Raw genomic sequence first — 12,776 nt, 5'->3', positions numbered from 1 at the left:
GTATCACGCTAAATCGTAATCGTAATCGTAATCGTCGTAATCGAGGTCTGTCGTCCCCGCGAACGCCGCATCGAGTCGCACGTCTACAGATCCATCGCGCACAACGGCGACTCGCTCCTCGTTCCCGAACACGACGTGTCTCTCTTCAGAATCTTGCCCGCGGCGTCCTAAATACTTTTCTTCAGCGGCACGGATCGTGCCACTGATACCAGTGACCCGCACACCGACCGGTTCACCGCCGATGGCGTCGATACAGGTGATCGCCGCCCGGGCCTCGTCGCTCCAGCCGTGTCTGACTTTGACGAGCGCCTCACCGATGCCTGTCGTCGAGTCAAACTCGAACTGCAGCACGGAGAGGTCGGCGCGGGCACCCCCCGGATCGCCGAGCAGATTCTGGCCGGCGTACCAGCACTCGCGCTGAAACGCCCGCCGGTCGATCGAGGCATCGGGCCAGCACTCGAGTTCAACTGCCAGATAGCGCCAGCGCGGGCGGAGGTGTTTGGGAAGGTGTTTCATTGCGGCTTGGAGTGGTGTTTCAGTACGGCTTCGGAGTGTTACTGGGCGTCGGTTTCGTCACGACCATGGCCACGTTCGGCTACCAGCACGCCCACCTGTTCGTGGACGCGCTCGACGGCCGTCAACGAGAAGCCGGCGTCGGTGAGCGCGTCGGCGAGGAAGCCAACGGTCGCGGGATCGTCGACCTCGGGCGAGTAGAACGGTGCGTCGGGGTTGGGTTCATCGAAGAACATCAGGTCTCCGAGGACGAACCGTTGCGGGCCGAGGTCGCCGATGACCGAAATAGCCTCGCGCTTTTCCTCGTCCGAGAGGTGGTGCATCGCGAAGTTGGAGGTGACGACATCGACCTCGTCGTCGTACTTGGGCTCGCGGAACGTCCCGCGATCGAATTCGACGTTCTCGATTCCCTGGTCGGCCGCTTTGGACGCTGCTTCCTCCATCATGCCCTCGCTGATGTCGCGGCCGACGACGCGTTCTGCGTCGGGGGCAAGCGCGAGCGCGATTGCGCCAGTTCCGGTGCCGAGGTCGAGGACGACCTCGTCCGCGTCAGGCGCTGCGTGCTCGATTACCAGATTCGCACACGCACGGTACTCTTCGGAGCTGTCGTCGTCGTACTCGCTTGCAGCCTCGTCGAAGCGGGCGGCGTGTTCCTCAATGCTTTTCTTCATACCTGCCCCGTTTGACCCCCGGCTCAATGAAGGACTCGGACTGAATCCGACGATTGCGCTCGGCAAGGTGGCCCCACTCGGCGAGTCCGTCCTCGATAAATGACTTCGAAAAGCCGATCTGGTCGCCAAGCGCTGCCAGTTCTCTGGGTGCGCGCAGTTCGAGGTGTGAGCGCGGCGTCGCGCTCACGACGTAGGGCGCGTCGTAGTAGCCGATGATATCTTCTAACTTCCGCAACGACTGGATGATTCGAACTCGCCGGCCACCATGTGTCCGGAGCACACCCGAGAGATCGAACTCGAATCGGACCCCGTTCTCGGCGGCCGCCTTCGCGAGCACGTGATTCACGTCGCCGCTGTCGGTCATCGGATGAGCGAGCACGTCCACCTTCTCGTTCTCGACGGCAAAGCGGTTCATCACCGGCGAGCCACCCGAGACCGTGACGATGGTCTCATCAGTTCGGTAGTTCCCGACCGCACCGCTTGCCTGTTCGACGTTGTCGGCGTCGATCTCGACACCTGTGACGACGTCGACGTCGTACGCCGCGCTGATCTCGTCGGCATCGAATTCCAGTTCCGCGCGGGTACTCGAGTCGTTGCGTACGACCACGCCTTCGAACCCGTACTCAGCCGCCGTTTTCGCGAGTCTGGCGACCGTGCTGTCTCCGTCGGGGTAGGCGTGGACGGCCTCGTACATACACGACCCATCTCACGGCGAGGACTTGGGGTTTGCGTCATTCGACGGGTCGTCGGTCTGGTCGCTCGCTCCAGCGGTCGCACTCGCTGTTGCTCCAGACCGGCGACGTGCAAGTACGCCGGCGACTCCGCCACCGATTCCGATACCAGCGACAAACGGTGTGACCCAACCCGGCAACGATGGGGATGGCATCTCCCACCTGTCTTCGACCTCCGCATCGCCACCGAGTTTGGCGAGCCACGCACGTGAAGCGTCGTTTCTCGTCTCACCGCCGACGAGGAGGCCTCCGTCGGCGGTTTCACAGATGGAGGTCCCGGTAGTGCGGCGCTCCTCGGTGAGAGTCGTCGTCCAGACTGTCTCTCCGTCCTGAGCCAGCACGCCTACCCAGGCTGCCGTTCCGTCGTCGGTTTCGCGGGAGCCGACGAGAGCGTAGCCGTCGCCGAGTGCCTCCACGTCCTCGAGTTCCGACACAGTCTCGTCGGTGGTGCGACGCCACTGTACGTCACCGTCGTGGTCGTCGACCGCGAACGATCCGATCTCGCCTCCCTCACTGGTTCCGGCGACGAAGACGGTTTCGTCGGGACCGCGGGTGACGGTGGTGAGTCTGGCGTCGTCAGCCTCATCCCAGAGGAACGTTTCCCAGACCGTCTCGCCGTTCGCATCGACTCTGGCGATCCACGGTGTCTCACCGTCTTGATTGTCCACTCTCAAGGAACCGACGAGTACGACGTCGGCGCCGAGAGCTGTGACCGCCCAGGTCGTGCCTCGTTCGTCGGCAGGGTGCTGCCAGCGCCACTCGAGATCTCCGCTATCGGCGATCGAGATCGCAGAGGGCAGCCGCCGGTTCTCGCTCTCGATTCCGACGGCGACGTAGCGGTTGCCGACAGCCGCCATGTCGAATAGTCGGCCGCTTCCCCCGAGAGTACCACCACTGTTACTGCTGCTGTTACTGTTACTGTTACTGTTACCGTATGTTCCACCGTATGAGTGGTCCGTTTGATACGTGAGACCCCACCGTGAGTTCTCCTTCATCATCGAGACGGGCACAGTACGGATCGAAATTTCTGGCACCCGCCTCGGGCCGCACTGTCGAGTTCGTTGCACCGCAGACGATCGCATCGTGTGGTTCGGACCGATCACTATCGCCGTCGGACTGGGCCGACTCGATAGCGCGAAACTCCACGTTTCCGTCGAACACGTGTTCCCACTGGCGGTGGCCGGAGCCGTCGATACTCGTGATCCAGCCGTGGCCCGCGTCTGCAGTGTAACCGTATCCGACCGCTAGCACGCCGTGGCTGCTCGGCTGGAGATCGGAGACAACGATGTGATCGTTCACGCTCGAGTCGGTTGCCAGTCCGCCCGGGTCGTAGGTCTGTGACCACGTTACTGGCGGCGACTGGTCACGAAACGACAACTGACTCGTTTTCGACCCTGTCACTGTCTCGATCGCTGGCACCGCTGCCCCAATACCGATCGACTGGAGGAGCGTTCGTCGGGAGACCACGCCAGACATAGTGTCACTCGTATTGGCTGTTTCAAGTTGATTCTGGTTTCTTCCGGCGTGGCGTCCGACGGTTTCGACTGCTGAGCGATCAGTGTCGCTATGAGTACGACACAGTGGTGCACAAAGTCGACACCTGTTCACCAACGCACAACCGCTCGAAAGGGGGCAAAAGGGGTTAGTTCAGAATCGACTGTGCAACTGTCGCGAGCTGGCCGTTGTCGGCCTCGCGCAGGCGGTCGTCACCGATCTTCAGCCGAAGTCGTGGGCGGCCGACATCGATCGGAACCTTCTCGGTGTCGATCAGGCCCATGTCCTCGAGTTTGGTCTTCGTGCGGCTGAACGTCGCCTTGCTGGCGATGCCCACGTCCTCTCCCCACTTGCTGATATCGTACAGCAGGGCCTCGTTCTTCGCCGCGACGAGCAGCGAAATCGTGACTTCGTCGAGGCCGTCGCCGTCGCCGCGAGCGGTCTCGAGCGAGTTGAGGATCGCCGTAAAGTCCTCCTCGGCGTCGGGACTGATCTCGTCGGCGAGCGTCTCGCGAACGTCCGTAATCGGCGGTGTCCGGAGGTTGAACGCGGAGGCGTCCTCCCAGCGGGCCGCGTAGGTATCGTAGGTGTCCTCGACGAAACTGTCGTCGTCGGTGACGAGGCCGCCGACGCGGTCGCCGGCGTGAACGACGGCGATGACGCGCTCGTCCGTGACGAGCAGCGAGTTCTCAGGTGCCTCATCGAGGGTGTGAAGTGCGAGTGCGCCCTCGCTGATGAGGTCCGCTGCGTTCGAGGCGACGATGAAGTCGTCCATGACCGCTTTCAGGGTGCGTTCGTCGGCGAGCATGTGGACCGACGGGAGCGAGTCGTCGAACGCTGTGGCGACGGAAATGAACTCCTCGATAGCATCCCGTGACGGGTTGACCATGTACACGTTACCGCTTGCATCTTCGAGAATCGATTCCAGTATATCGTCAATCTGGTGGTTGAGTAAATTCGAAGCCATCTCTCTACAGAAGTAAACGAGTGCGTAGTACTTAATTTTGGTGGCTCTACTCACGGCAGAACTTCTCACCTAATTGACGAGCCAGTAATTTTTGTCCGGTTGTTATTCATTGCACAGATATGTTTATCTGATCTACATGAACTGATTACGAATCTCAACGTGACGAAGTCGGGTGTTTAATACATTCTCTAAAACAAGTAAACTTTGCACTAATTATATGCACTTGTTCTGGTATTGTTAGTCTGTATGGTTGTTCCACATACCCGCCCCTGGACTGCCGTTCGGACCCTCCACCACTCCGTTCTCGCAGTTAGCGCACAGATTCGAACTGTGGCCTCTCGAGTCAGGATGGAGCGTGTGAGTACGTACGGCGGCCCCTAGGTTCGCGGTTGGCCTCCAGCATCGACTCCAGTTTCAGTTATAAACCACCCTGTTTCCTATCACGATCCCAACTCAACACCACCCCAATCTCAACCCAACTCAACCCCAACACAGTCTCGGCCCGCAAACAACAACTCTCCAGAGACACCTGACCCAGCACTACCACCCACAACTCGAGAAGCCCGCGTCACTTTCCTGCCAATTCTCACGGTTCGAACGTCGGCCAGATCGCGTGCGACCACTCGATGTCGCCATCGTAGATCACCGACGCTGACGTTTCTTTGAGCAACGTCACGAGTTCCGACGCCGAGAGCACGAACGTCGACTCCGACCCACAGAGGTACGCTACCTCGTTGTCTGCAGTATGGGGAAAGTAGTACGACCCCGTAAGGCGCGGCGAGTAGCAGTCGATCGTGACCAGATACCGCTCGTCACCAGTTTCGGCATCAGCATTAGTTTGGGGAGGAGTGGTATCGCGTGGGTACTCAAGTACGGTACCGGTACCGGTACGGGTATCGGTATCGGCAGTGCTGGTGTCAGTGCCGGTGCCGGTGCCGGTGTCAGTGTCAGTGTTAGTGTTAGTGTCAGTGTCGGTAACGTTCGTCTCCGCTCGCAGCTCTGATACTGTCTCCCCAGTTGCTGCATCGAGTTCGTCGACGCGAACCGTCGTCGGGAGGCGGTGTTCACCCTGTGTGAGCGAGTGAGTGCCGTCGCCGACGACAGTGTAGTCCTTGCCCATGATGATCCGCCGTCGAGCGAGCGCCAGTGCTCGTTCGATACTGAACCCGTGGACCAGCAGCTTTGCGAAGGTCGACCCGACCTTGACGGCGTGTTCGTTCAGCACTGTCCTGACGGTGACGGCTCCCGCGACGCTTCCCTTCTCGATCAGTGTCCGTCCCTCGTAGAACGACCCACAGGCGTTGAGAAAGAACGTTTGCGTCTCACAGCGGTCGAGACTCGTCATCGACAGGTGGCCGTCTGGACAACGCAGACCAGCCTCATCACAGTGGCCAATGTAGTGGACGAAATCCGCCCCGTCCTCGAAGATTCGCGCAAGTTCGTCCGTCGTAGCCCCTTCAGTGATCGTGACGCTCATCGGTAACTCACCCGACCGCGCGCGATAGATTTCCGAAACGTCGTTGTGTTCGCCGGCCATCTCTGGATCATTCAGGACGACACAGACCGACGTCTCCTCGCTCGCCCGCTCGAGGAACTCGAGTCGGTTCGCGTACGCCTCGGGGGCAGCGTTGAAGACGTCGATCGGGACGCCGTCTGCGAGCCAGCCGTGGACTCGCCCGTGTCGCAGTTCGGGTTTGACGATGTCGACGGACGCGACATCCCCGCTGGGACCGGACCGAGCGCCGCCGCGGTAGCAGGCGGTGAGCGACCGGTCGACCAGTTCCTGGCCGTCGAGGCGTGAGGTTTCCGGCCGGTAGAGCAGACTGAGCCGATCCAGCAGGAACGGGAGCGTCTCGACGTGCTCGTACTCGGGCGCAACGTACGTCGCGAGATGCCACTCCGGCAGGTGGGACTCGATGGCGTCGAACGGAATATCGAGGGAGGCCGCCAGCCGCTCCTGGGGTGTTGCCTCGTAGAGCTGTGCCGGCTCGATATCGACCTGCTCCTCGTCGAGGGCTGCTTCCTCCGCTAACGCCGTCCCGTAGGGGCCGGCGTTGCGAACCAGGCAGTCGAGGAAGAACGTCTGCCGGAGGAGTTCTGTGACGTCGGACTCGAGTGCGGGCGAGCCGGCGAGGTGGTGGTCGATGTCGAGGTCGGAGAGGTGGAGCACGACACCGGCCGCTGGGTCGGGACAGAGCGACGCGTCGGTCCGAAGCCGGGCCTGCAGGTAGTACGCGAGTGGCGCGACGAGATAGATCGACTCGTAGCAGGGCGGGACGACGAGTTCGATTCCGGTTTCGGGTGTGTCGGCTCGGATGCAGTCAGGGACGTGGAGTTCATCGCCGGACTCGAGAAGTGGCGGATGGCCCCGGAGGGTCGGATAGGATCGGTCAGCGCTCGTCGTCTTGTGCGAGGAGGCCAGATGCGAGATGGCGGTCGCAAGCGCCGAAGGGGAGTCAGGGACGGTGATAGTATCGGCGGGGAACTCGTGGTGGCTGCGAAAACCGAGGTCGACGGTAGTCCGTTCGGGAAACGAAACCACCACGGATTCGAAGTCGTCGGTCCGTTCGATACGGGCCGAACTGTGAAACTGGAGGTAGCTCTTGATTTCGGTGTCGATGTCCACGACGTACTCGCCGGGCGGCAGCGTGAGCAGATCGCCGCAAGGGTCGAGTTCGATCGGTGACGACGAATCCATCGGGAAGGCGTAGACGACGGCGTGTGGAAAGCGGAGCTCGCTTGCCTGTACCGAGAGGGTTTCGTCGACCGGGCGCGGAAGGTCAGGATCGCAGTCACGAATGGCAAATCCTGTACCAGTAATCGCCAGCGTGGCGCTGTCAGTGTCGGTAACGCGAACACCATCCTGTCGCTCATCCCACACGAGCATTCAATACGACAGATCAAACGCGAGGTAGTTAGTTGTATCGGATGGTAATCGCTTGCAGGGAACACGACAGCTGGCAGTTGACTGCCACCGGACGCGAGAACCTATCAGTTAGACTGACAACTCTTGCCACTTTGACCACTGCACGACCACTTTGACCACTACACGACCACTGCACGACCACTACACGACCACTGCACGACCACTACACGACCACTGCACGACCACTACACGGCCACTACACGGCCACTGTACGACCACTACACGGCCACTGCACGACCACTGCAATCGCTTGTGTTCGTGGCTCGGCTTGCCGAAGAGAGGTACACTTATACAGCAGCCAAACACCACTTCGCACATGGACCACGAGCACGTACGGGAGGTCGATCCCGCCGTCGCCGACGCACTCGAGGGAGAGGTAGACCGCCAGCGATCGTCCCTGCAGATGATCGCGAGCGAGAACCACGTCAGCGAGGCCGTCATCGACGCCCAGGGGAGCGCGCTGACGAACAAGTACGCCGAGGGCTACCCCGGCTCGCGTTACTACGGCGGCTGTGAGTACGCCGACGAGGTCGAGGAACTCGCCATCGAGCGCGCCACGGAACTGTTCGGTGCCGACCACGTTAACGTCCAGCCTCACTCGGGTACACAGGCCAACCAGGCCGTCTACTTCGCGATGCTCGAACCGGGCGATAAGATCCTCTCGCTGGATCTGACCCACGGCGGCCACCTGAGCCACGGCCACCCGGCGAACTTCGTCGGCCAGTTCTACGACGTCGAACAGTACGAGGTCGACGCTGAGACGGGCTACATCGACTACGACGGACTCGAAGCACAGGCCGCCGAGTTCGAACCGGACATCATCGTCTCGGGCTACTCCGCCTACCCACGCGAGATCGAGTGGGAGCGCATTCAGGACGTCGCCGACGACGTCGACGCACTCCACCTCGCAGACATCGCCCACATCACCGGGCTCGTCGCCGCCGGCGTTCACTCCTCACCGGTCGGCACCGCCGACTTCGTCACCGGCTCGACCCACAAGACGATCCGTTCCGGCCGCGGCGGCATCGTCATGTGCAAGGAAGAGTACGCTGACGATGTCGACTCCGCCGTCTTCCCCGGCGGCCAGGGCGGCCCGCTCATGCACAACGTCGCCGGCAAGGCCGTCGGCTTCAAAGAAGCACTGGAACCCGAATTCGAAGACTACGCCGAACAAACCGTCGCCAACGCGAAGGCGCTCGGCGACCAGCTCGCAGAACACGGCTTCTCGCTCGTCTCCGAGGGCACCGACAACCACCTCGTGCTCGTCGACCTGCGCGAGAGCCACCCCGACACCTCCGGCGGCGACGCCGAGGAGGCACTCGAGGACGCCGGCATCGTCCTCAACGGCAACACGGTGCCCGGCGAGACCCGCTCGGCGTTCGATCCGTCGGGTATCCGCGCCGGCACGCCGGCGCTGACGACCCGCGGCTTCGACGAAGACGACTGCCGAACGGTCGCCGACCTCATCGCCCGCGTGATCGACGACCCGGACGACGAGGACGTACTCGAGTCGGTTCGTGCGGAAGTCGACGAGCTCTGTGCGGCGAATCCGCTGTACGAAGACGCATAACGTCGCTGCGTTCAGTTCACGTTCTCGGTTTGCTTTTGTGTCTCGCTGCTTGCTGTCACTACCGTTGCCACTGCCAGTATCACAGTCTCTGTCTCTCGTACTTGGCAGAATCCTATATGGAACCACAGCGGAGAGCAACGCCCTCCTCAGTAGCCGACCAGTTCCAGACCGGAAACGTCCGTAAAGTCGCCGTCGCGCGTGACCAGCGACGCACCGTGATGTCGACAGATGCCGGCGATCATCACATCGGCCGCGTTGATCGGCGTCCCGTTTTCGAGCAGTTCCGCGTGAATCTGCACCGCTTCTCGACTCGCACCCGCGTCGAACGCCAGCGGCTCTGTCCAGTCGATCCCCGCCAGTACGTCCGCGACTGATCGGCTCTCGGCCCAGGCCGCTTCCCGGGCGACTTCGAACAGCGCCAGCGTCGGCACGTAGTAGACCAGTTCGTCTCGCTGCTCCAGAAACGACCGTGTTGCCTCGACGCCGTTCAGATAGTCGATCACGAACGACGCATCCAGTGCGATCATCTCAGAGGCTCCGGTCCCGTCGCTCCCCTCGCTCGTCGAACGCCTCATCGAGATTGACTCGAGTACGCTCGCTCGAATCTGGGAAGCCGTCGTCCTCGGCGAGCATGCCGAACCCCTTCATGACGTCCTTGTCTGCCTCGGTGAGGCGCAGGATCGTGTCCGTAAAGCTCTCGTCATCCCGTTTGTGCGCTTTGAGATTCTGGTACGCTTCCGTCGTGATTGTAATGTTCTTCGTTCCCATACGTCTACGTGTACGTGTACGTGTACACGTACACGGCTCGGTGCCTTAGGCGTATCGGGGTTCTTGGGAGACTGTAATTTGCCACCTGACGCGAAGACGAATTGAAACTGACTGATCAGCACTGAATATCTCTGAGCGTCTGGAATACGGCCGTTTCGAGTACCAATTTTCCCACACTCATATTCTCTGAAAACGTGTCGGGACGAAACAGTAAGGTCTCGACACCGTGTACTGTCGAGACAGAACGATGCTCGAGTTCCTCCTGTTTGTCGTGGTGCTCGTCGTGGGTGGTGTCCTGCTCTTCCTGCCAACCCTCGCGATGAGCTGGTGGCAGTCGGAGCGCCAGAACGATGGCCGTTCACGGGTCAGGGACGGGGGCGGGGACGGGGACGGGGACGGGGACGGGGACGGGGACAAGGACAAGGACGGGGAGTGAGCACGGCGACCGAGAACGGACCGCTGGAACCACGACTGTCCTGAACCGCTCGTTCTCACCGAACCGCGGGCAGCACTTCTTCCTCGTAGAACTCGAGTGCCTCTTCCTGCTCGGGGCCGATCTGGTGGACGTAGACGTGGTCGTAGCCCGCGTCGATCGCCTGTTCGATGCTGTCGATGTGAGCGTCTGGGTCCGGGCCGGTGACGGTGCTTCCCTCGGCGATGTCCTCGCGTTCGACCAGCTGGGCGGCCTGCTGGAAGTGCGCCGGCGTGGGGAGTTCCTGACCGAGTTCGCCCGGAATGGAGCCGTTGGGCCAGTACTCGTGGACAGTGTCGACGGCCTCGTCCTCGTTCTCGGCATAGCACATGTGCAGTTGCGTGTAGGCTGGCCCCTCGCCGCCGGCGTCTCTGTACGCTTCGACGACCTCGCCTTTCGGTCCGGAACACCAGATGCCGTCGCCGTGGCCTGCAGCCCAGCGGGCCGTCTGCGGACCGAACGCGCTCGCGATGGTGGTCGGCTGGTCGTCTGGCACCGTGTAGAGCCGAGCGTTCTCGACCGTGTAGTGTTCGCCGTGATGGCTCGTCGTCTGGCCGGTCCAGAGTTTTCGCATCACGTCCATCGCCTCCTCTAACATCTCCAGGCGAACGTCGTGTTCGGGCCATCGCTGGCCGGTGACGTGCTCGTTTAAATTCTCGCCGGTGCCGACGCCGAACGTGAACCGGTCGTCGAACATCACGTCGACCGTCGCGACTGCGTGGGCGACGTTGACCGGATGAATTCGCATCGTCGGGCAGGTAACGCCGACCCCGACTTCGATTTCGTCGGTCGCCGTCGCGATGGCTCCCAGCGTGGACCAGACAAACGCCGACTCTCCCTGCGCGGAGACCCACGGATGGAAGTGATCCGAAATCGAGACGAAGTCGAAGCCGATTTCCTCGGCGCGTTGTGCGTACTCGACGAGTTCGGTCGGGCCGTGCTCCTCGCTCGAGAGGGTGTAGCCAAACTGTGTCATTCCGGGCTCGCTACCACGAACCCGAGGGTAACGGTTGAGCCTGCACGAGCGCGGTTCTCGTCGGTTGGCAAGCGACGCTGGACTCGAGTCCACCTGTCTCACAGCGACCCCAGACGACAACACCTTTCGAAGTGGAGCCACAGACTGGGAACATACACGAATGGGTACCGAATCCGACGATGGCGATGGTGACGAAGACGGTGCCAACGACGCCGAGACTCCCGTCGAGGGCGATGGCGACCACGACGACCGGGTCTACTACGTCATCAGCGACCTCCACATCGGCGGCGACGAACAACTCGAGGAGATCGAGTTTTTAGACGAACTGCTCGCCTTCCTCGAACGCCTCGAGGAAACCGACGAGAACGCAGAGCTCGTGATCAACGGCGACGCGTTCGGCCTCTGGGAGTTCACGAGGGTCGACGGTGCCGAGAAGTTCGACGTACTCGAGGAGACGTACCCGGAGCTATTCGAACAGTTTCGGTCGACGGGCGAGAACATCCCGATCACGCTACTGCCAGGGAATCACGATCACGAACTGGCAGCCTACGATGAGTTCGTTGAGCGATTCGCCGAGTACAACGTCACTCTCGTCCAGGAGAAGTCGATCACCCGGCCCGTGGGAGACCAGGCAATTCACTTCGAGCACGGCCACCAGCAGGATTCGAACAATCGGATCGAAGACTGGGGGAACCCGCACGCGACACCGCTTGGGTACTACTACAACACGCTCGTGACGAGTCGAGCGGGCCAGCTGTCGAACCGCGGTCGGTACAACTGGCTGAAGGACGTGCAGGCGGTGACGCCGACCGAGCGGATGCCGATCTGGCTCTTCTCGAAGTACTTCTACCGGGAGATGAATCCGCTCATCCGATACTCGCTGGTGCCGTTCCTGTTGCTGTTCAACATCAGCGCGCTACTCGCGGTGCTGTCGGGACTGCATCTGGCGGGGATCTGGACGCTTCCCGTCGAGCAGACGACCACCTTCCTCGGCCGGTTCGGGACGGCCGGAACGGCCGCCTGGTTCCTGTTGTTGCTCAACGTCGGCATCGCCGGCATGCTGGTGCTCATCGGAATCCCGCTGTACTTCGTCCGCCGGGACATCCGGAAGACGATCAATCGCTTCGGCGTCTTCGAGACGGAGCTGACGGTCGATCCCACGGCGTCCTACGAGGAGACAGCCCGCGAAATCTTCGCCAGCGAACCGGAGACGACCATCTTCTGTTTCGGTCACACGCACCGACCGATGCTCAAGGCGGTCAACGGCGGCGTCCTCGTCAATACCGGAACGTGGCTCAAGCGCCTCCACCGGCGCGACGGCATCATCGGCATTCTGCCTCCGGTGTTTTACCCCTCGTATCAGCTTGCAGCGGTCCGGATCGCAGCCGAGCCATCGTCGCCAGACGCAGTTGCGTCCGACTCCGCCGCGACGGCCGCAGACGGCGATGCGGACGAGACAGCATCGCCACGCGTTACCGTCGGCTTCGAACAGATCACCAAACCGAGCCCGGCCTCGGAGGAACTCACTCGTACCGAGCGCTTCTTCACCGTCGGCCGGGAGCCCGAACCGGACCTGCCGGAGCACCACGTCGTCAATCCGTCAGAACAGCACGCTGAATCGACAGCGGAGTCGGTCTCTGCGCCAGCGGACGACTGACGCGAACCGAACCCCTTACCCCCACCGCATC

At 61.8% G+C, this 12,776-nt stretch carries 13 protein-coding genes; 3 read left to right on the top strand and 10 right to left on the bottom strand.

The features are described 5' to 3' along the window. Positions 1-3: 3 nt before the first annotated feature. From NMAG_RS16020 to NMAG_RS15990, 7 genes are all read right to left on the bottom strand, one after another. Positions 4-516 (bottom strand): Rpp14/Pop5 family protein, encoded by a 513-nt coding sequence (locus NMAG_RS16020; RefSeq protein WP_004215914.1) that lies wholly within the window; start codon positions 514-516, stop codon positions 4-6. Between the two features lie 38 nt (positions 517-554). After that, positions 555-1,184 carry a class I SAM-dependent methyltransferase gene (locus NMAG_RS16015; protein WP_004215915.1) on the bottom strand — a complete coding sequence of 210 codons (630 nt, stop codon included), beginning with the start codon at positions 1,182-1,184 and terminating at the stop codon, positions 555-557. Beyond that, positions 1,168-1,878 carry an RNase P subunit p30 family protein gene (locus NMAG_RS16010; RefSeq protein WP_012996817.1) on the bottom strand — a complete coding sequence of 237 codons (711 nt, stop codon included), beginning with the start codon at positions 1,876-1,878 and terminating at the stop codon, positions 1,168-1,170. Before NMAG_RS16010 ends, NMAG_RS16015 begins: the two co-directional genes overlap by 17 nt. A gap of 12 nt (positions 1,879-1,890) precedes the next feature. After that, positions 1,891-2,772 (bottom strand): hypothetical protein, encoded by an 882-nt coding sequence (locus tag NMAG_RS16005; protein ID WP_004215916.1) that lies wholly within the window; start codon positions 2,770-2,772, stop codon positions 1,891-1,893. A 70-nt stretch (positions 2,773-2,842) separates the two neighbouring features. Continuing rightward, positions 2,843-3,391 (bottom strand): hypothetical protein, encoded by a 549-nt coding sequence (locus NMAG_RS16000; protein WP_004215917.1) that lies wholly within the window; start codon positions 3,389-3,391, stop codon positions 2,843-2,845. A 166-nt stretch (positions 3,392-3,557) separates the two neighbouring features. Then, positions 3,558-4,376, bottom strand: a complete 819-nt coding sequence (gene tbsP, locus NMAG_RS15995) for a transcriptional regulator TbsP (RefSeq protein WP_004215918.1) — start codon at positions 4,374-4,376, stop codon at positions 3,558-3,560. A gap of 586 nt (positions 4,377-4,962) precedes the next feature. Further along, on the bottom strand, positions 4,963-7,263 hold the full coding sequence (locus NMAG_RS15990; protein WP_004215919.1) for a hypothetical protein: 2,301 nt from the start codon (positions 7,261-7,263) through the stop codon (positions 4,963-4,965). 355 nt (positions 7,264-7,618) lie between these two features. Between NMAG_RS15990 and glyA the strand changes: the two genes are divergently transcribed. Next, the gene (gene glyA / locus NMAG_RS15985; protein ID WP_004215921.1) at positions 7,619-8,872 is read left to right on the top strand and encodes a serine hydroxymethyltransferase; all 1,254 of its coding nucleotides are present in this window, start codon (positions 7,619-7,621) and stop codon (positions 8,870-8,872) included. Between the two features lie 146 nt (positions 8,873-9,018). Here glyA and NMAG_RS15980 read toward each other — a convergent pair whose 3' ends face one another. After that, entirely contained in the window at positions 9,019-9,399 is a 381-nt protein-coding gene (locus tag NMAG_RS15980; protein WP_004215922.1) for a PIN domain-containing protein, read from the bottom strand. 1 nt (position 9,400) lies between these two features. Then, positions 9,401-9,640, bottom strand: a complete 240-nt coding sequence (locus tag NMAG_RS15975) for an antitoxin VapB family protein (RefSeq protein WP_004215923.1) — start codon at positions 9,638-9,640, stop codon at positions 9,401-9,403. Positions 9,641-9,866: 226 nt separating this feature from the next. Between NMAG_RS15975 and NMAG_RS15970 the strand changes: the two genes are divergently transcribed. Then, complete coding sequence (locus tag NMAG_RS15970) at positions 9,867-10,076, top strand: hypothetical protein (RefSeq protein WP_191219363.1); 210 nt, start codon at positions 9,867-9,869, stop codon at positions 10,074-10,076. Positions 10,077-10,131: 55 nt separating this feature from the next. Here the strand turns inward: NMAG_RS15970 and NMAG_RS15965 are convergent, their stop codons facing one another. Continuing rightward, positions 10,132-11,088: a TIGR03557 family F420-dependent LLM class oxidoreductase gene (locus NMAG_RS15965; RefSeq protein WP_004215925.1), complete on the bottom strand. Its 957-nt coding sequence runs from the start codon at positions 11,086-11,088 to the stop codon at positions 10,132-10,134. Positions 11,089-11,248: 160 nt separating this feature from the next. Here NMAG_RS15965 and NMAG_RS15960 point away from each other — a divergent pair, with 160 nt between their 5' ends. Further along, positions 11,249-12,745 (top strand): metallophosphoesterase, encoded by a 1,497-nt coding sequence (locus NMAG_RS15960; protein WP_004215926.1) that lies wholly within the window; start codon positions 11,249-11,251, stop codon positions 12,743-12,745. Positions 12,746-12,776: the final 31 nt, after the last annotated feature.

Source organism: Natrialba magadii ATCC 43099, assembly GCF_000025625.1.
Classification (GTDB): Archaea; Halobacteriota; Halobacteria; order Halobacteriales; family Natrialbaceae; genus Natrialba; species Natrialba magadii.
This window is presented reverse-complemented; position numbering and strand designations above follow the sequence as displayed.

What these genes read in the sequence shown, in the direction of transcription:
- glyA (WP_004215921.1), top strand. Translation starts at nt 7,619, where the DNA reads ATGGACCACGAGCACGTACGGGAGGTCGATCCCGCCGTCGCCGACGCA.
- tbsP (WP_004215918.1), bottom strand. Translation starts at nt 4,376, where the DNA reads ATGGCTTCGAATTTACTCAACCACCAGATTGACGATATACTGGAATCG.
- NMAG_RS16020 (WP_004215914.1), bottom strand. Translation starts at nt 516, where the DNA reads ATGAAACACCTTCCCAAACACCTCCGCCCGCGCTGGCGCTATCTGGCA.
- NMAG_RS16010 (WP_012996817.1), bottom strand. Translation starts at nt 1,878, where the DNA reads ATGTACGAGGCCGTCCACGCCTACCCCGACGGAGACAGCACGGTCGCC.
- NMAG_RS15965 (WP_004215925.1), bottom strand. Translation starts at nt 11,088, where the DNA reads ATGACACAGTTTGGCTACACCCTCTCGAGCGAGGAGCACGGCCCGACC.
- NMAG_RS16000 (WP_004215917.1), bottom strand. Translation starts at nt 3,391, where the DNA reads ATGTCTGGCGTGGTCTCCCGACGAACGCTCCTCCAGTCGATCGGTATT.
- NMAG_RS15990 (WP_004215919.1), bottom strand. Translation starts at nt 7,263, where the DNA reads ATGCTCGTGTGGGATGAGCGACAGGATGGTGTTCGCGTTACCGACACT.
- NMAG_RS16005 (WP_004215916.1), bottom strand. Translation starts at nt 2,772, where the DNA reads ATGGCGGCTGTCGGCAACCGCTACGTCGCCGTCGGAATCGAGAGCGAG.
- NMAG_RS15960 (WP_004215926.1), top strand. Translation starts at nt 11,249, where the DNA reads ATGGGTACCGAATCCGACGATGGCGATGGTGACGAAGACGGTGCCAAC.
- NMAG_RS16015 (WP_004215915.1), bottom strand. Translation starts at nt 1,184, where the DNA reads ATGAAGAAAAGCATTGAGGAACACGCCGCCCGCTTCGACGAGGCTGCA.
- NMAG_RS15980 (WP_004215922.1), bottom strand. Translation starts at nt 9,399, where the DNA reads ATGATCGCACTGGATGCGTCGTTCGTGATCGACTATCTGAACGGCGTC.
- NMAG_RS15975 (WP_004215923.1), bottom strand. Translation starts at nt 9,640, where the DNA reads ATGGGAACGAAGAACATTACAATCACGACGGAAGCGTACCAGAATCTC.